The 17952-nt window shown below is 30.6% G+C and carries 13 protein-coding genes, 2 tRNA genes and 3 pseudogenes; 9 read left to right on the top strand and 9 right to left on the bottom strand.

The features are described from left to right. Positions 1-65 precede the first annotated feature (65 nt). Both AJN64_RS08915 and AJN64_RS09845 read right to left on the bottom strand, forming a co-directional pair. Positions 66-1637, bottom strand: a complete 1572-nt coding sequence (locus tag AJN64_RS08915) for a hypothetical protein (RefSeq protein WP_070292899.1) — start codon at positions 1635-1637, stop codon at positions 66-68. Between the two features lie 350 nt (positions 1638-1987). After that, positions 1988-2389: pseudogene (locus tag AJN64_RS09845) on the bottom strand (DNA topoisomerase); the annotation flags it as partial. 100 nt (positions 2390-2489) lie between these two features. Here AJN64_RS09845 and AJN64_RS08910 point away from each other — a divergent pair. From AJN64_RS08910 to AJN64_RS08900, 3 genes are all read left to right on the top strand, one after another. Continuing rightward, positions 2490-2565: transfer RNA gene (locus tag AJN64_RS08910), tRNA-Ala, on the top strand. A 3-nt stretch (positions 2566-2568) separates the two neighbouring features. Continuing rightward, positions 2569-2644, top strand: a tRNA-Val gene (locus tag AJN64_RS08905). 27 nt (positions 2645-2671) lie between these two features. Then, positions 2672-3202 carry a GNAT family N-acetyltransferase gene (locus AJN64_RS08900; RefSeq protein WP_070292898.1) on the top strand — a complete coding sequence of 177 codons (531 nt, stop codon included), beginning with the start codon at positions 2672-2674 and terminating at the stop codon, positions 3200-3202. Here the strand turns inward: AJN64_RS08900 and leuD are convergent. Continuing rightward, positions 3182-3569, bottom strand: a pseudogene (gene leuD, locus AJN64_RS08895) (3-isopropylmalate dehydratase small subunit); the annotation flags it as partial. The gene AJN64_RS08900 and the pseudogene leuD overlap by 21 nt on opposite strands. A gap of 463 nt (positions 3570-4032) precedes the next feature. Here leuD and AJN64_RS08890 point away from each other — a divergent pair. Continuing rightward, the gene (locus AJN64_RS08890; RefSeq protein ID WP_002860843.1) at positions 4033-4662 is read left to right on the top strand and encodes a hypothetical protein; all 630 of its coding nucleotides are present in this window, start codon (positions 4033-4035) and stop codon (positions 4660-4662) included. A 35-nt stretch (positions 4663-4697) separates the two neighbouring features. On the opposite strand, the gene AJN64_RS08885 is transcribed toward AJN64_RS08890, so the two are convergent. The 4 genes from AJN64_RS08885 to ruvC all read right to left on the bottom strand — a co-directional run bounded on the left by AJN64_RS08885 (position 4698) and on the right by ruvC (position 9338). Further along, complete coding sequence (locus tag AJN64_RS08885) at positions 4698-5342, bottom strand: outer membrane beta-barrel protein (RefSeq protein ID WP_070292897.1); 645 nt, start codon at positions 5340-5342, stop codon at positions 4698-4700. Positions 5343-5477: 135 nt separating this feature from the next. After that, positions 5478-5861 carry a preQ(1) synthase gene (queF, locus tag AJN64_RS08880; protein ID WP_044778580.1) on the bottom strand — a complete coding sequence of 128 codons (384 nt, stop codon included), beginning with the start codon at positions 5859-5861 and terminating at the stop codon, positions 5478-5480. Positions 5862-6109: 248 nt separating this feature from the next. Further along, positions 6110-8653, bottom strand: coding sequence for a flagellar hook protein FlgE (flgE, locus tag AJN64_RS08870; RefSeq protein WP_070292896.1), 2544 nt, complete (start codon positions 8651-8653; stop codon positions 6110-6112). 202 nt (positions 8654-8855) lie between these two features. Beyond that, positions 8856-9338, bottom strand: coding sequence for a crossover junction endodeoxyribonuclease RuvC (gene ruvC, locus AJN64_RS08865; RefSeq protein ID WP_083271930.1), 483 nt, complete (start codon positions 9336-9338; stop codon positions 8856-8858). 94 nt (positions 9339-9432) lie between these two features. Between ruvC and dnaA the strand changes: the two genes are divergently transcribed. The 3 genes from dnaA to gyrB all read left to right on the top strand — a co-directional run bounded on the left by dnaA (position 9433) and on the right by gyrB (position 14320). Continuing rightward, positions 9433-10755, top strand: coding sequence for a chromosomal replication initiator protein DnaA (dnaA, locus tag AJN64_RS08860; protein ID WP_020246800.1), 1323 nt, complete (start codon positions 9433-9435; stop codon positions 10753-10755). 158 nt (positions 10756-10913) lie between these two features. After that, on the top strand, positions 10914-11981 hold the full coding sequence (gene dnaN, locus AJN64_RS08855; RefSeq protein ID WP_002860849.1) for a DNA polymerase III subunit beta: 1068 nt from the start codon (positions 10914-10916) through the stop codon (positions 11979-11981). 29 nt (positions 11982-12010) lie between these two features. Continuing rightward, positions 12011-14320 (top strand): DNA topoisomerase (ATP-hydrolyzing) subunit B, encoded by a 2310-nt coding sequence (gene gyrB / locus AJN64_RS08850; protein WP_052859133.1) that lies wholly within the window; start codon positions 12011-12013, stop codon positions 14318-14320. A gap of 25 nt (positions 14321-14345) precedes the next feature. On the opposite strand, the gene AJN64_RS08845 is transcribed toward gyrB, so the two are convergent. Together AJN64_RS08845 and AJN64_RS08840 are read right to left on the bottom strand one after the other, a co-directional pair. After that, positions 14346-14687, bottom strand: a complete 342-nt coding sequence (locus AJN64_RS08845; protein WP_002857673.1) for a monoheme cytochrome C — start codon at positions 14685-14687, stop codon at positions 14346-14348. Positions 14688-14689: 2 nt separating this feature from the next. Further along, the gene (locus tag AJN64_RS08840) at positions 14690-15928 is read right to left on the bottom strand and encodes a sulfite oxidase (protein WP_044778576.1); all 1239 of its coding nucleotides are present in this window, start codon (positions 15926-15928) and stop codon (positions 14690-14692) included. Between the two features lie 203 nt (positions 15929-16131). Here AJN64_RS08840 and AJN64_RS08835 point away from each other — a divergent pair, with 203 nt between their 5' ends. Both AJN64_RS08835 and AJN64_RS08830 read left to right on the top strand, forming a co-directional pair. After that, entirely contained in the window at positions 16132-17439 is a 1308-nt protein-coding gene (locus AJN64_RS08835) for a Na+/H+ antiporter family protein (RefSeq protein WP_044779740.1), read from the top strand. 134 nt (positions 17440-17573) lie between these two features. Then, positions 17574-17885 (top strand): annotated as a pseudogene (locus AJN64_RS08830) (hypothetical protein); the annotation flags it as partial. Positions 17886-17952 lie beyond the last annotated feature (67 nt).

The raw sequence follows: 17952 nt of genomic DNA, 5'->3' as shown, positions 1-17952 counted from the left end.
ACCTGCTATCCATCCTAAAGAGCTATCTGTAATATCATCTTTACTAATTTCAATATCTCCTTTATTTATATTTTCTTTAGTGTTTTGAATATTTTTTTAGTTGCTTTAATCATCCTTTCTTTTTGTTCATCTTCATCACCTTGCTCTTCTTTAAACATAGTTACTTCTGCTAAAATTGCACTACTTGGCGTAAATAAAGAATTTATCCATCCAAGTTGCATTTCTCTTACTGCAAAATAAGCATCAAGATTTTTCATTTCATTGATTTTTTGAGTGTTATCTCTTAATTTATCAATTTTTTCCATTTGAGAATTTATTTTAGTTATTTCATTTCTTGCTTTTAAAATATCAGCTTCTAAAGCTATACAAGCTTCCAAGGAAATATCGCCATTTTTTCCTGCCATATCATTACTATCTTCAGCTAAAAATCGTTTTATTTTTTCTTTATCTTCATCTGTTAAAGAAGTGATATAGCTTTCTCTAATGGCAGATAGTTGGTTTTTATATCTTAAAGAACAAGTTTTTTTATAAATTTCATCTCCTTGACTTATAAGAAACTCATTTTCTTTCTTTTTCTCTAATAAGGCTTTAATACCTTGAATATTTACTCCACCTATACTTTTATAAATTTTATCCATATAGGTTTTTCCACCAATTGCACTAGCCATATCTGCAATATCTGTTGATTTTAATGCAAAATATCTAATGACGTTTTGCATAATTGTTGAGTGAGCTAAACCATTTCCTTCGGGTATAGGCATAAAAAATGTTCCTATCATAATCATTGGAATATAAAATTTATGTAAAAATTTTTGCTTTCCTTCATTTTCGCCCCTATTTTCTAAGTAAGCTTGAATTTTTTCTGCACTAATTGAAGTAAGAAAAAATCCACCAACTAAAACAAGAATTAGAATTTGTAAATGTTGATAAATTTTTTCATTGGCTAAAAATAGATTTGAAAAATACGCCATATTATTTTTATTAAAACCATCTACAGCTGAAGTTTCTTGCAAACTTATACTTGAAGCAGAAAATCCTTTATTTTGATTTAAAACAGAATTTGGAGCTATCAAAAAATCCATAAAACTTTGATTTTTTTGTATAGTTTTAATGCTAAAATTATCTATACCATCTTTTAAGGTTAATTCTCCTAAATTATAAGTTTTTTCTCTATCAATAATATTTGGATTTAAAGTTGCTAAAGCAACTAAATATTTTGCAAAATTAATTTTAGTATCGCTTGGCGTCCATTTAATTATACTTTCTAAATTAATTTTTCTATCTATATTTTCATAATTTTTTAATTCAGTATCAAGTCCTGTATACACTTGTTTAGCACAAGATAAATTAGTTTTTGAAGCATTAAATTTTAAATCTAAATCAAAATTTTCATTTTTATAAACTCTACAAAAAGTTGTCCCATTTTTAAAATCAAATCCTATGATTTGAGTTCCATATCCGCTATTAACCTTTCTACACTCCCAACTACATCTATCATTAGTTTCTATGTCATCACTATCAGGAAATATTTTTTGCATTTCTTCTTTAGTAGTTTCAGAAACAACTCCTTGCCCATTATTTGTTCCTTCTGCGAATAAGAAATTAAACAGCAATAAAAATAAAATTATTTTTTTCATTTGTATTTAACCTTTTGCTTATAATTGTTTTGAAAATTATTTTTAGCATTTAAATTAGGTTCGCCATTTAATTCAGGACACATAAATTTACAACCATTTTTCCATTCAGAACAACCATACCAAAATTTGTTTTTTTCATTTTTACTTTCTCTTTTTATTAAGTTTCCTTGATTACATTGAGGACATTTAAAAGATGTATTTAAATTAGTGCTTTTATTTTCTAATTCAGGTTTTCCATTAACAGATTTCGCCTTAAAATCACAACCATTAGAATATTCAGAACAAGAAAAGAATTTTCCAAATTTTCCATTTATTTCTCTTAAAAAACCTTTTTTGATATTTAGGACAAGTTATTTTTTCTTTTTCTTCATTAGAAACAATTTTTTGTTTAAACTCTTTTCATTATCAATTATTTTTAAAATAAAATCATTAATTGAATTTAAAAAATCGCTTCTTTTTAGTTTTCCTTCTTGTATCTCTTTTTGAGATTCAAACCATAAAGCTGTCATGTCTGGATTTGTCAATATAGGATCTAAATTTTGGATTAAATTAATTCCAAGTTCTGTAGCATTAACAACTTGCTTTTTATCCTTTGAAACTACAATATAGCCTCTGTTTATTAAAGTTTCTATGTGATTACTTCTTGTTGCTGGAATTCCTATTCCGCCATTTTCGCCTTTTTTATCTTTATCTTTTTCTATTAAAAGTTTTTTAATTTTTTCATCTTTAACATATTTAGAAACTTGATTTAAATCTTTTAATAAAGTAGTATATTACATCATAAATTAAAAATTTGATTTTAGTTTTCAGCCAAAAACAAGTAATATTGCGATAAAATCTCAGACTTATAAAGGGGCATTAGCTCAGCTGGGAGAGCACAACGCTGGCAGCGTTGGGGTCAGCGGTTCGAACCCGCTATGCTCCACCATATGGTTCCGTAGCTCAGCTGGTAGAGCACTACCTTGACATGGTAGTGGCCGTTGGTTCAAGTCCAATCGGAGCCACCATCACCCTTCCTTATACAAAGGATTATCATGCAAAACACTATCATACAAAAAGCCGTCCATAAAGATTTAAATTCTATACTTGAAATCACAAAAGATGCTTTAAACGCTATGAAAGCTATGAATTTTCATCAATGGGATGAGAATTATCCTAATGAAATAGTTTTTCAAGAAGATATACAAGCACAAGAACTTTATGTGTTTAAAGAAAATGATGAAATTTTAGGCTTTATCTGTATCAATGAAAAATTTGAACCTGAATTTTACAAACAAGTTATTTTTAACAAAAAATATGATGATAAAGCTTTTTATCTACACCGTTTAGCCGTCAAACAAAATGCAAAAGGCAAAGGCGTGGCACAAAAACTTTTAAATTTTTGCGAAAATTTTGCCTTGGAAAATCACAAGGCAAGTTTAAGAGCAGATACTCATAGTAAAAATTTTCCTATGAATTCGCTTTTTAAAAAGCTTGATTTTAATTTTTGTGGAAATTTTAACATACCTAATTACCAAGATCCTTTTTTAGCTTATGAAAAAATTCTAAACCAAAAAGCTTTTTGAGTTTTTCTCATAGGCTTTGATTTGTGCTTCATGTTTTAAAGTCAAAGCTATATTATCAAGTCCTTCCAAAAGACAAATTCTGTGAAAATCATCTAAATCAAAAGAAAAAATCTTATCTTTAAAAAATACTCTTTTTTTCCAACAAAGAAATTTCTATATTTTTATCTTGGGATTTTTTTAACTCATCAACTATTTCCAAAACCTCATCTTTAGTAAGTTCTATGGTAAGCAAACCATTTCCTAAGGCATTGTTTTTAAAAATATCTGCAAAAGAAGGTGCGATAATAGCTCTAATACCATAATCAACCAAAGCCCAAGGCGCATGCTCTCTTGAAGAGCCACTACCAAAATTTTCAAAACTCACCAAACATAAACATCATCTAAATTATAAATATTTTCATCGTAGTCTAAATTTTCAAGGCAAGTTTTTATCGCCATAACCACTTCTTCTAAATCGCATTTTCCACATCACGCAAAGTGGTATCAAAGATTATGATTTTATTATCTTTCATGATTTAATCCTTTAAAACCAAATAGACTAAATGAATAAAATTTCAAAAACTTAACAACAATGATAAAAAATTAAAAATGTAAAAAATGATTAAAAATAAAATTGAGTTTTAGAGTGAGAGTTGCAGTAGCAGATTAAAAGTATTGTCTTTACTTTTTTGTTGGACTGAATTTGAAATTTTACAAATTTGTTTCATCTTTTCCTCCTTTGTTAAAACTAATCCTTGATGTATCATATTTTTAGTAAATGTGTTTGTAAAATTCTTAAATTAAGAAAATTATTGATATAATTGTAATTTTAAGTAACAAAAAGGATGTTGATGTTAAAAGAACTCTTAGAGATTAAAAAAGAAATGGAACCTGTTATTCACGAAGCCAATGTAAAATTAAATATGCTAGCCCGTGAAGTCATAGTCCGAAAAAAAGAATACGAAATTTATGGCCCTATGGTAGATCGTGTTTATCTTGATAATGCCATTTATGTTAAAGTTATGTCAAGTGGACGCGATGTAAAAACAGACAATGTAGCTATAAAAAACGGTTTTTACATGGTTTTTGTCGCCCCTGAAAAGGAAAGTACAAAAGATATCAAAAACAAACTCAAAGTAGCTTATGAGGGACTTGATAACAAATTTATCGCTACACTCATACGATCTTGCCAACGCTTTAAAGAAATCATAAATAAAACCCAAGCCACACTCGCTAAAGCTTCTAAAATGAATGTAGTAGTAAAAACAAATTTAGGAGAAGCAAGCGCTGCGCTAAAATTTAACATCAATATAGAATACACTAGAGACACTCAAAAACTCACTCGCGAAAATTCAAAATCAGCAGGAAGCTTTAGAGATACTAAAACTTATATAAATCTTATAGTAGAAAAAAACACAGATTCTCAAATTTGTGAAAAATTACTTGATGATGTTGAAAAATACTTTATTGGTGGAGGTTGATTTCATTAATGCAAGTTATAAAAACTTGCATTAGATTAAAATTTATAATTATATCCTAAATATACACCATAATTTGTTTGTTTAGGATCGTAAAAGTTTGAGCCCACTTTATTTTGATAAAAATTTCTAGAATTATAATGAATTTGCTCTGCTTTAAAGCCTAATTCTATTTCATTATGTGGTGTCAAATCATATAAAGCACCTATTTTCGCTCCATAAAAATAACCGTCAAAATTTTGCGACAAAGATAAAAAGCTTGTTTTTAAGGTAAGATCTGTTCTTGCATATCCTCCATACACACCTAAAACAGCTCTGGTTTTTTCAAAAAGCTCAGGAGTAAAATCATAACCTGTTAAAAATTTATGTGTAGTAAAATCACCTTCGATTTGAATTCTAGGAGTTTTGATAAAATCACTAAATTCATCAGAATAATTATAACCAGCATAAATTCTATGATTTTCATTTAAACGATATCCAAGTTTTAGACCAAACGATGGTATATTACCTGAAATATCTCCATTAAAATTTTGCTTTGTATTCTTATGTTTTAACTCACTTTTTACTTGAGCATGCATCCAAGCTGCATCAGCACCTATAAAAAAACCAGAATTCTCATCTGCTAAAGCCAAATTTGAAAACAAAGTAGCACTTGCGACAATGCTTAATAATTTTTTATTCATCCTAACTCCTTATAATAAAATTCGATCTAAAAATTTTATATCTTTTTATATTATATATTCTTCAAAGATTAAATAAGAATTTTTTATAAAATATTTAATCTTTACATAAAAATATGTGAATATTTTACTCAAATATTATTTTGGAACAACTATATCACTACGACATTCTATCACCGTATGCACATTTCCACGCGGGTTAAAATCCCCCACAACTTTAATCCATTTTGGTTTTAGTTTATCTTTTAAAGTATTGTAAATTTCATTGATACTTGCTTCATGTGAAACATTTCTATACATAAAAGTATTGATATAAAGCTTTATCGCCTTAAGCTCAACCACAAATTTATCAGGCATATATTCAAGATAAATCGTCGCAAAGTCAGGATAACCCGAACGCGGACAACAACACATAAATTCAGGCAAAGTGATTTTAATGATATAGTCATTTTTCGCATCATTTGGCCAAATTTCCATATTTTCTACATCAAATTCTTTGATTTCTTTTTCACCATAACGCATAGATTTTCCTTAAAAATTTAAATTTCGAGCAAAAATTATAACAAAATAAGTTTTTAAAACGATTATGATACAGATAAGAAAATGCAATTTTATTGCAACTCACCCCTAGCAAGAGTGAGTTAGCAATAAATTGAAGGCAGTTCAAGCCTAAGCCTAGTATTACAAGACTACCAAGATAGGCTTGTAAAGCAAGGCTTGCTCCCTTTAAGGGAGCAAAAAACAATATTTTATAGAATGCTAAGCTTAAATTATTGTTTAAGCTGGATCAAGGTTTGAAGCATTTGATCACTGGTTGAAATGGTTTTTGAGTTTGCTTGATAACCCCTTTGGATAATGATAAGTTCTGTTAAAGAACGGCTCAAATCCACATTTGACATTTCAAGAGCTGAGGTTTTCATCTCACCACGACCCCCTGTTCCTGCTTCACCTACTACGATATTACCACTATTTGCAGTAACTTTGAAAAGGTTTCCGCCGATTTCCTCAAGACCTGAGTTATTAGCCACTGAAGCCATAGCGATTTTTGCCACTGCAAAAGTTTTACCATTGGTAAATTCGCCTAAGATATTTCCTTTATCATCAACGCGGATAGCATCAGGTTTTAAGTTACCCGAAGTATAACCATCGGTTGCTTGTCCTGTTAGAGTTGAAGCAGAGTTTGAGCTTACAAGGCCGTCATTGCTTCCGCTTGTTCCAAAGGAAAGTTTGATTTGTTGATTTGGCGCAGCACCATTATTTGGTGAGAAATTGATCGTTTTTGGTGTATAGTTTGCCAAAGATCCATCATTATTAAATCTTGCTGTTCCTACGATGATATTGTTTGGACCTTCTCCTGTGGTATTGATTTCCGCAGGTTCTGGCACACGGATGATCATTTGCCATTCATTACCCCCATCTTGAGTAGTGCTTTGTTTTACAAACTGCACTTCCAAAGTATGTTTTGAACCTAAAGAATCATAAATTTCAAGTCCTGCTGAAAAAGCTGAAAGTTTAAGCTGCTCACTTTCTTTTATCGATCCGCCTACAACCAAAGGACCATCAAAAGCTTTAAAAATACTTGTAAAAGCATCATTTTTACTTACTGTACCTTCTTTGTTTGAATAAGCTGTGATATTAAAGCTCATATTTTTTGGATCTGTTGTGGTTGCATTTGCCACACCCTTGATTGCATTAGCTGGAACTTCTGATTTTTCATTGGCATTTGAGATAGCGAAATTTCCATTTGCTGTTACGACAACTTTTACATTTTGATTGATATCTGCTGCTGCAAAAGTTCCACTTCCATCATAATCCACCCCATATCTGGCGTCTCTTTGTAAAAGTTCTCTTAAATCTTCTGTCGTTCTAAAGGTTCTTGCATTGGTATTTAAAAGTCCGCCATTGACTGCGTCATAATAAGCTCCTGAAGCTGGATCTGTTGGTCTTGTTCCATTATTATTGTCATTATCGACGAAAGAAGGACCACCATCAGGATTATACATAGGGCCTATATCGACAGGATTTGAACTATAAATATATTTATGAGCTGTGATAACTTTTACTGGATTTCTATCACCTTGCAAGGCAGTTGCATTTCCACCTGTTGCTGTCCATAAAGATGTAGTATCTTGTTTATTGTGTTGAAAAGTATGTTTTTTTGTTTGATCACTCCAAGTAGCTGTCCAAACTTCACCTGCTGTATTTGATGTTAAAACACTAAGATCGATATTTTTCATATTATCCGTGCTACCATCGGAATTTGTATTGATAAAATCAATTCCACTGCCATCTTTATTTTTAACCGCTTTTACCCCTGTTCCGTCTCTTGTATCTGTTGGAGCAGTGAAAGTATTGATATAAGCGATCGCATCATCTATGCTTTGGATATTTTCATTTGTAATTCTAACCCCATTTAGCATAATATCTAAAGTTACTTTTTGATCCGCATTTCCCCAAAAAGCTGCGGTTTGATTTTTCTGTAAATTTGGATCAAAAGCGCTTACACCTAATTTATTTGTAGAGTATTTTGCATCCGCATAAGATACCCAAATACCTTGTCCGTCTCTTAAATTTAAGCCTTGTCCTTTAGCATTAAATAAAGAAGCCGCATCCACACCTTTTTCTGTAACTTCAACTGAATTTTTAGAAGTGGTATAAAACTGAGTCGTTCCTGTATCGTTCTCATCTTCTGCTCTATTGGTTTTGTTATTATAACCATGAACTGAATCAAGTGCATAAAGATTTCTACTTGAAGTTCCTATATTTAAACCACTATTTAAATTTGCTTTGATAGCTACTTCGGTTGATTTTGCTGCAGGGATATGCATGCCTGGATCGATAAAGATATTTTGCGGTGTTCTTGAACTATCTATGGTTTGATCATCCCAGTTGATATTCCATCCTTGAACAACAAAACCAGAGTTATTAACGAAATTTCCATAAGCATCAAGTTTAAAATCCCCGCTTCTTGTAAGATAGTTTGTAAGACCACCATCATCACTCACCATGAAAAAACCATCACCATTGATAGCAACGTCAGTGTTTTTATCTGTAGTTTGAACTGAACCTTGAGAGTGAATTCTTGTAGTAGAACTTACTGAAACGCCAAGACCGATTTGAAGTGGGTTTTGTCCGCCTCTTCCATCAGTTGGAGCAGTAGCGATTTTTACTGTTTGGCTAAACATAGTTCCAAAATCTGCACGAGAGTATTTAAAACCAGTAGTATTAACATTTGAAATGTTATTACCTTCAACATCCATCGCAACTTGATGTGCTTGTAGTCCGCTTACGCCAGACCAAAGTGATCTCATCATCTTAAATCCTTTATAAAATATTGCTTTAAAAATTTAACGCTTTGACTTTAAAAACTTTTGCGTTTATGTGAAGTTTTACAAGCAAGTTCTGTTCCAACTTTTGAAATTTTTTATGAATTTTTTAAAAATTTATAGAAAAAATTTAAAGGTATTTTAGGAGTTTATGGAACTTTGGGCTTTTATGTAATGAAAATTACCAAAATCATACCCTAACTCTTAAATTTGCCGCATGGGTTAAAGCCACTGCTATAGCATCTGTGATATCTAAAGGTTTGATATCTTTGCTAAGTCCTAAAAGTCTTTTTACCATAAAAGCAACTTGTTCTTTGGTTGCTTTGGCTTTTCCTGTGACGGCTTTTTTCACTTGTAAGGGAGTATATTCTGCAAAGTCTCCATGAATTTGAAGAATTTTTAAAGATAGGGCTCCACGAAATTGTGCAAGTTTTAAAACGGTTTTTGGATTGTAAGCAAAAAAGATATCTTCTATAGCCACCTCATCAAAAGAATGATTTTTAAAAATCAAGCCCAAACCCTCACAAAGCTCTGTGATTTGATACTGTAAGGTGCTTGGCTTTATCTTTATAAGCCCTGCTTCTATGAGAATGTTTTTTCCTTTGTTGGCTTCTATGATAGCATAACCACAATTTCTCGAACCTGGATCTATACCTAAAATTTTCAAATTCATACCTTTTTAAAATAAAATACAAAAGCGGATTTTAACCTTTTTTTATAAAATTTAAGATAAAATTTATACACTATGCAAAATTTAAAGAGAGATTATGAATCCAAGCCAAATACTTGAAAATTTAAAAAAAGAATTAAGCGAAAACGAATACGAAAACTATTTATCAAATTTAAAATTCAACGAAAAACAAAGCAAAGCAGATCTTTTGGTTTTTAACGCTCCAAATGAACTCATGGCTAAATTCATACAAACAAAATACGGCAAAAAAATCGCGCATTTTTATGAAGTGCAAAGCGGAAATAAAGCCATCATAAACATACAAGCACAAAGTGCTAAGCAAAGCAACAAAAGCACAAAAATCGACATAGCTCATATAAAGGCACAAAGCACGATTTTAAATCCTTCTTTTACTTTTGAAAGTTTTGTTGTAGGGGATTCTAACAAATACGCTTATGGAGCATGTAAAGCTATAATACATAAAGACAAGCTTGGAAAACTTTATAATCCTATCTTTGTTTATGGGCCTACAGGACTTGGAAAAACACATTTACTTCAAGCAGTTGGAAATGCGAGCTTAGAAATGGGAAAAAAAGTCATTTACGCTACAAGTGAAAATTTTATCAATGATTTTACTTCAAATTTAAAAAATGGCTCTTTAGATAAATTTCATGAAAAATATAGAAACTGCGATGTTTTGCTTATAGATGATGTGCAGTTTTTAGGAAAAACCGATAAAATTCAAGAAGAATTTTTCTTTATATTTAATGAAATCAAAAACAACGATGGACAAATCATCATGACTTCAGACAATCCACCCAACATGCTAAAAGGTATAACCGAACGCTTAAAAAGTCGTTTTGCACATGGGATCATAGCTGATATAACTCCACCTCAACTAGATACAAAAATAGCCATCATAAGAAAAAAATGTGAATTTAACGATATCAATCTTTCTAATGATATCATAAACTATATCGCTACTTCTTTAGGGGATAATATAAGAGAAATCGAAGGTATCATCATAAGTTTAAATGCTTATGCAACCATACTAGGACAAGAAATCACACTCGAACTTGCCAAAAGTGTGATGAAAGATCATATCAAAGAAAAGAAAGAAAATATCACCATAGATGATATTTTATCTTTAGTATGTAAAGAATTTAACATCAAACCAAGCGATGTGAAATCCAATAAAAAAACTCAAAATATAGTCACAGCAAGACGCATTGTGATTTACCTAGCTAGGACACTTACAGCTTTGACTATGCCACAACTTGCGAATTATTTTGAAATGAAAGATCATACAGCTATTTCACATAATGTTAAAAAAATCACAGAAATGATAGAAAATGATGCTTCTTTAAAAGCAAAAATCGAAGAACTTAAAAACAAAATTCTTGTTAAAAGTCAAAGTTAAGTGAAAGGATGTGAAAAATAAATTCTAGAGTGTGAAAAAAAGAAATTAAGCAAAGTATGATAAAATACAAATTTGATTATTTTGCTTTGAAGAATTTCACAATTTCAACAAGCTTATTATTACAACGAATTTAAATTAAAATAAACCAAGGAGAAAAAATGAAGTTAAGTATCAATAAAAATACTTTAGAATCTGCAGTGATTTTATGTAATGCTTATGTAGAAAAAAAAGATTCAAGCACCATTACTTCTCATCTTTTTTTTCATGCTGATGAAGATAAACTTCTTATTAGAGCTAGTGATTATGAAATAGGTATCAACTATAAGATAAAAAAAATCCGCGTAGAATCAAGTGGTTTTGCTACTGCAAATGCAAAAAGTATTGCAGATGTTATTAAAAGCTTAAACAACGAAGAAGTTGTTTTAGAAACTATTGATAATTTCTTATTTATAAGACAAAAAAGTACAAAATACAAACTTCCTATGTTTAATCACGAAGATTTTCCAAATTTTCCAAATACAGAAGGAAAAAACCAATTTGACATTGATTCAAGTGACTTAAGTCGTTCTCTTAAAAAGATATTACCAAGTATTGATACAAACAATCCAAAATACTCCTTAAATGGTGCATTTTTAGATATAAAAACAGATAAAATTAACTTCGTAGGAACTGATACAAAACGCCTTGCAATCTATACTTTAGAAAAAGCAAATAATCAAGAATTCAGTTTTAGTATCCCTAAAAAAGCTATCATGGAAATGCAAAAACTTTTCTATGAAAAAATAGAAATTTTTTATGATCAAAATATGCTTATCGCTAAAAATGAAAACTTTGAATTCTTTACAAAACTTATTAACGATAAATTTCCAGATTATGAAAAAGTTATACCAAAAACTTTCAAACAAGAACTTAGCTTTTCAACTGAAGATTTTATAGATAGTCTTAAAAAAATCAGCGTTGTAACTGAAAAAATGAAACTTCATTTTAACAAAGATAAAATCATCTTTGAAGGTATAAGTTTAGACAATATGGAAGCAAAAACAGAACTTGAAATTCAAACAGGAGTGAGTGAAGAATTTAATCTTACTATAAAAATCAAATATTTACTTGACTTCTTAACTTCTATAGAAGAAGAAAAATTCACTTTAAGTGTAAATGAACCTAATTCAGCATTTATAGTCAAATCCCAAGGACTATCAATGATTATCATGCCTATGGTTTTATAATAAGAACAAGTAAAAGATAAAGGAAAAATATGCAAGAAAATTACGGTGCGAGTAATATTAAAGTCCTAAAAGGCCTAGAAGCTGTTAGAAAACGCCCAGGTATGTATATAGGAGATACAAACATAGGCGGACTTCATCATATGATTTATGAAGTTGTGGATAATTCTATCGATGAAGCTATGGCAGGACATTGTGATACTATAGATGTAGAAATCACTACTGAAGGAAGCTGTATAGTTAGTGATAATGGTCGTGGTATTCCTGTTGATATGCACCCAACTGAAAATATGCCAACTTTAACCGTTGTTTTAACTGTCCTTCATGCAGGGGGAAAATTCGATAAAGATACTTATAAAGTTTCAGGCGGTTTGCATGGTGTTGGGGTTTCGGTTGTAAATGCACTTTCTAAAAAACTTGTAGCTACAGTTGAAAGAAATGGAGAAATTTATCGTCAAGAATTTTCAGAAGGTAAAGTTATCAGTGAATTTGGTGTGATAGGAAAAAGTAAAAAGACAGGAACAACTATAGAATTTTGGCCTGATGATCAAATTTTTGAAGTGACTGAATTTGATTATGAAATTTTGGCTAAAAGATTTCGTGAACTTGCATACTTAAATCCAAAAATCACTATAAATTTTAAAGATAACCGCGTAGGCAAACATGAAAGTTTTCACTTTGAAGGTGGAATTTCTCAGTTTGTTACAGACTTAAATAAAAAAGAAGCTTTAACTAAAGCAATTTTCTTTAGCGTAGATGAAGAAGATGTGAATGTTGAAGTAGCTTTGCTTTACAATGATACTTATAGCGAAAATTTACTCTCTTTTGTAAATAATATCAAAACTCCAGATGGTGGAACACACGAAGCTGGTTTTAGAATGGGCTTAACTCGTGTGATAAGTAACTATATAGAAGCAAATGCAAGTGCTAGAGAAAAAGATAATAAAATCACGGGTGAAGATGTGCGTGAAGGTTTAATCGCTGTTGTGAGTGTAAAGGTGCCTGAACCACAATTTGAAGGACAAACCAAAGGAAAACTTGGTTCAACTTATGTGCGTCCTATAGTTTCAAAAGCAAGTTTTGAGTATTTGACTAAATATTTTGAAGAAAATCCTATCGAAGCTAAAGCTATAATGAACAAAGCTTTAATGGCTGCTCGTGGTAGAGAAGCAGCGAAAAAAGCCAGAGAATTAACGCGTAAAAAAGAAAGTTTAAGCGTAGGAACTTTACCAGGGAAATTAGCTGATTGTCAAAGTAAAGATCCAAGTGAAAGTGAAATTTATCTTGTGGAAGGGGATTCTGCAGGAGGTTCTGCAAAACAAGGTAGAGAAAGATCTTTCCAAGCTATATTGCCTTTGCGTGGTAAAATTTTAAATGTTGAAAAAGCAAGACTGGATAAAATTTTAAAATCTGAGCAAATTCAAAATATGATTACCGCTTTTGGCTGTGGTATAGGTGAAGATTTTGATCTTTCAAAACTAAGATATCATAAAATCATCATCATGACAGATGCGGATGTTGATGGATCACATATACAAACCTTGCTTTTAACTTTCTTCTTCCGTTTTATGAATGAACTTGTGACAAATGGACATATTTATTTAGCACAACCGCCTTTATATCTTTATAAAAAAGCTAAAAAGCAAATTTATTTAAAAGATGAAAAAGCTTTGAGCGAATACCTGATAGAAACGGGAATAGAAGGTTTAAATTATGAAGGTATAGGAATGAATGATTTAAAAGATTATTTAAAAATCGTTGCAGCTTATCGTGCAATTTTAAAAGATCTTGAAAAGCGTTTTAATGTGATTTCTGTGATACGCTATATGATAGAAAATTCAAATTTAGCTAAAGCAAATAATGAAGAATTATTTAGTGTAATCAAACAATTTTTAGAAACACAAGGATATAATATCTTAAATCATTATATCAACGAAAATGAAATTCGAGCTTTTGTTCAAACTCAAAATGGCCTAGAAGAACTTGTGATCAATGAAGAACTTTTCACTCATCCACTATATGAAGAAGCAAGTTATATTTTTGATAAGATTAAAGATAGAGGCTTGGAATTTGATAAAGATATTTTAGAAGTTCTTGAAGATGTTGAAACCAATGCTAAAAAAGGTGCTACTATACAACGCTATAAAGGTTTAGGAGAAATGAATCCTGAGCAACTTTGGGAAACCACAATGGATCCAAGTGTAAGAAGACTTTTAAAAATTACTATTGAAGATGCACAAAGTGCAAACGATACCTTTAATCTCTTTATGGGCGATGAAGTTGAACCAAGACGCGATTATATCCAAGCACACGCTAAAGATGTAAAACATTTGGATGTGTAAATTTATCATTGAAGAAATGATTTCTTCAATGAGTTTTGTTTTGTAAGAATATAGCTAGAGGAATTCTTCTTCTTGTATCGTATTTTTCTCCATAATATTTTTCAAGATAATTTAAAATTTTTTCTTCATCTTCAGGTTCTATTTCCCAAAGTCCTTCACTATCTTGCATCCATCTTATAGCTGCTAACCAAGCTTTTCTACTTGCGTGCATATTGGTAATGAGATTGGATCCATGACAAGCTAAACAATTTGCTTCCACTAAAGGTGAATCAGGATCGATAATCAATCCTGTATCAGGATTAATTTCAAGATTTTGAGCCCAACTTGCACTTAAAAACAATGCTAAGATCAATATAATTTTTTTCATTCTTAAACTCCATAAACATTAACTCTATGGCATGCATTATTGATATATCCTCCTGGATTCCACTGTGCTAAAACCATAGGTTGACTGTTACCTTGACTATCGATAGCTCTTGCCCAAATTTCATAATATCCTTTTGTCGGTATTGATATTTGAGCACTCCATTTTTGCCATGCTAATCTATTTAATGGTTTTTCTACTTTTGCTTTGGTCCATGTTACGCCATAATCATTGCTTACATAAACTTCACTAACTTCAAGTTCGCCAGCCCAAGCTTTACCTCTAACTTCAAATTTTTTATTTGCTTTTATTTCAGAACCATTTTTGATATTAGTGATTACAGATCTTACAGGCATTGATTCTATGATTTTCATCTCGCCTTTATAGTTAAAATCTCCTGGTTTTACTGGATTTACAGGAACTTTATAAGAACCTTCCATTTTTTCACCATCATGAATTTTATTTCTTACTGAAATTTTATAAAGCCATTTACCGCTTGTACTTGCAGGGTAACCACCACAAACAAGTCTAAGTGGATAGCCATTAACTAAAGGAATATCTTTGCCTTCATAAGCCCAAGCTATTAGAGTTTCATCTTGTAAAGCTTTAGAAATAGGAACTCCTCTACTAATAGGTGAAGTTTCTTCACCGTTTAATTTTGTATCTATACCATAATATCCGATATACACCGCATCATTTTTGATGCCACAATCTTTTAAAATATCTTTTAAACGCACTCCTGTCCATCTACCACAAGCTACTGCACCATAACCCCATTGAGTTCCTTTTGTGCTAGGTATAACTTCAGATCTACCATTTCCACCGCATTCAACTGTTAAGGCATAAGTATAGGTTTTAAATTTCTTTTTTAAATCTTCTATGGTGTAAGATTTTTTATTGATAATACTTTCTCCATCGATTTCTAAAGTCCAACCTTTATGAAGTCTTTCTTTTATCGTTTCTAGGCTTGGTGGTAAGCCATTATTTCTAACAAAGAAATTTTCAGGTTTTGTAAAATCAGAATCAAGAGCATAAATTTCAGTTTCTGCTGTTAATGGTTTTTCACCATGATAGATAAGATCTTTTTTACCTTCTATTTTAAAATCAGGTAATTCTTTTGCCAAAGCCTTACTTCCTAAAAAATTCTCAAAAGAAAAATTTGACAATACACTAATGCCAAATAAACCAAGTCCTATATTTTTTAGAAAGTCTCTACGATTTTCTTTTTGATCGTTCTGTTTCATTGAAATATCCTTAAATATTTATATAATCTTTTATTTTATTATAAATTTTAAAAATTTAAATAATTAATTATATTAATTATTTAAATTAAAAAAATTAATTATTTTTATAATTTTACATATTAAATAAAATCATCATATGTTCGAGTTTTATTACATTTTAACTAAGTTTTTTCTACAATTAAATTTTTAAAATTATTTAAGGAATGATTTTGACTTTACTTACTAATCCTATCATTATCAGTGTTGTTTTGATGACTTTACTTTGTTTGTTTCGTTTTAATGTGCTTTTGAGTCTTTTGATTTCAGCTCTTGTTGCAGGTGTATTTTCTCATCTTGAACTCGTAGATACTATGAATATACTTATAAGCGGAATGAAGGAAAATTTAAAAACAGCTCTTAGCTATATACTCTTAGGGGCCATTGCCGCAGCGATTTCAAAGACAAATTTAACTGCATATTTGATTAAGATAGTAAGCCATTTTATATCTCATAAAAAATATTTATTGCTTTTGTCTATAGCTTTGATTTCTTGTTTTTCTCAAAATTTAATTCCTATTCATGTGGCTTTTATACCTTTGTTAATTCCACCTCTTTTAAGTCTTTTTAATAAACTTAAAATCGATCGTAGAGCGGTTGCTTGTGCTTTAACTTTTGGACTTACTACGCCTTATATGGTTTTGCCAGTAGGCTTTGGACTTACTTTTCAAGATCTTTTAAAAGATAATTTAAATGCAAATAATGTAAGTGTATCTTTAAATGATGTTACAAATACTATGTATTTTGCTGCTATTTGTATGATAACAGGACTTTTTCTAGCGCTTTTTGTGTTTTATCGTAAGCCAAGAGAGTATCAAGAAGTAGAAATTGCTAAAGTAAATTTAGAAAATCTTGAAATGACTCGTAAGGAATGGGGCGTTTTAGCTGGGCTTGTTTTAACTTTAATTTTGCAAATTTTGACTATGAATTTACCTTTATCAGGGCTTTTGGGTTTTGTTTTAATGGTTATTTTGGGTGGAGTTGAATTTTCAAAAGTCAATGAAGTTTTTGATGATGGACTTAAAATGATGGGTTTTATAGCTTTTGTTATCCTTGTTGCTGCAGGATATGGAGAAGTTTTAAAAGAAAGTGGATCAGTAGTAGAGCTTGTAAATTCAGTCGTTCCTTGGATGGAACAAAGTAAATTTTTAGCAGTATTTTTTATGCTTTTAATAGGACTTATCATCACTATGGGTATAGGTACTTCTTTTGGAACTATACCTATCATAGCTACGCTTTTTTGTCCTATTTGTTTGGAACTTGGTTTTAGTACAGCACTTATTATATTTATCTTAGGAGTAGCAGGAGCTTTAGGAGATGCAGGAAGTCCAGCCAGTGAAACAACCATGGGAACTACTGTAGGATTAAATGCTGATAAACAACACGATCACATTAAAGATACTTGCATACCAACTTTTATTTTTTATAATGGCTCATTATTGATTTTAGGTAGTATTATCGCCATGTTTTTATAATTTTTACAAATCTATCAAAATATTTTTTAATTTATTTATTTTTAAGATAAAAATTATATCGATTTTAAAAAAATGTATGCTATAATCCTTTATAAAGCTAACAAAATTTAAATCAGTCTTATAAGGAGAGCAGAATGGATTTAGAAAATATCCTAGAAAATAATCAAAGCATAGGTTTATATCACCCAAAGAACGAACATGATGCCTGCGGTATCGCTGCAATTGCTAATATACGCGGTATTGCCTCTTATAAGGTTATTTGTGATGCTTTAGAAATTTTGATGAATCTTGAGCACCGAGGTGGTGCAGGAGCTGAAGAAAATTCAGGTGATGGAGCGGGGATTTTGATCCAAATTCCACATGATTTTTTTAAAACTCAAGAATTAGGTTTTGAACTTCCTAAAAAGGGTGATTATGCCGTAGCGCAGATGTTTTTATCACCCAATACTGAATTCCACATGATTTTTTTAAAACTCAAGAATTAGGTTTTGAACTTCCTAAAAAGGGTGATTA

The sequence above is a fragment of the Campylobacter sp. BCW_4332 genome (genome assembly GCF_001763175.1).
GTDB lineage: Bacteria > Campylobacterota > Campylobacteria > Campylobacterales > Campylobacteraceae > Campylobacter_D > Campylobacter_D jejuni.
Note: the sequence above shows the minus strand (reverse complement) of the source record. Positions and strands in the feature narration are given on the sequence as shown.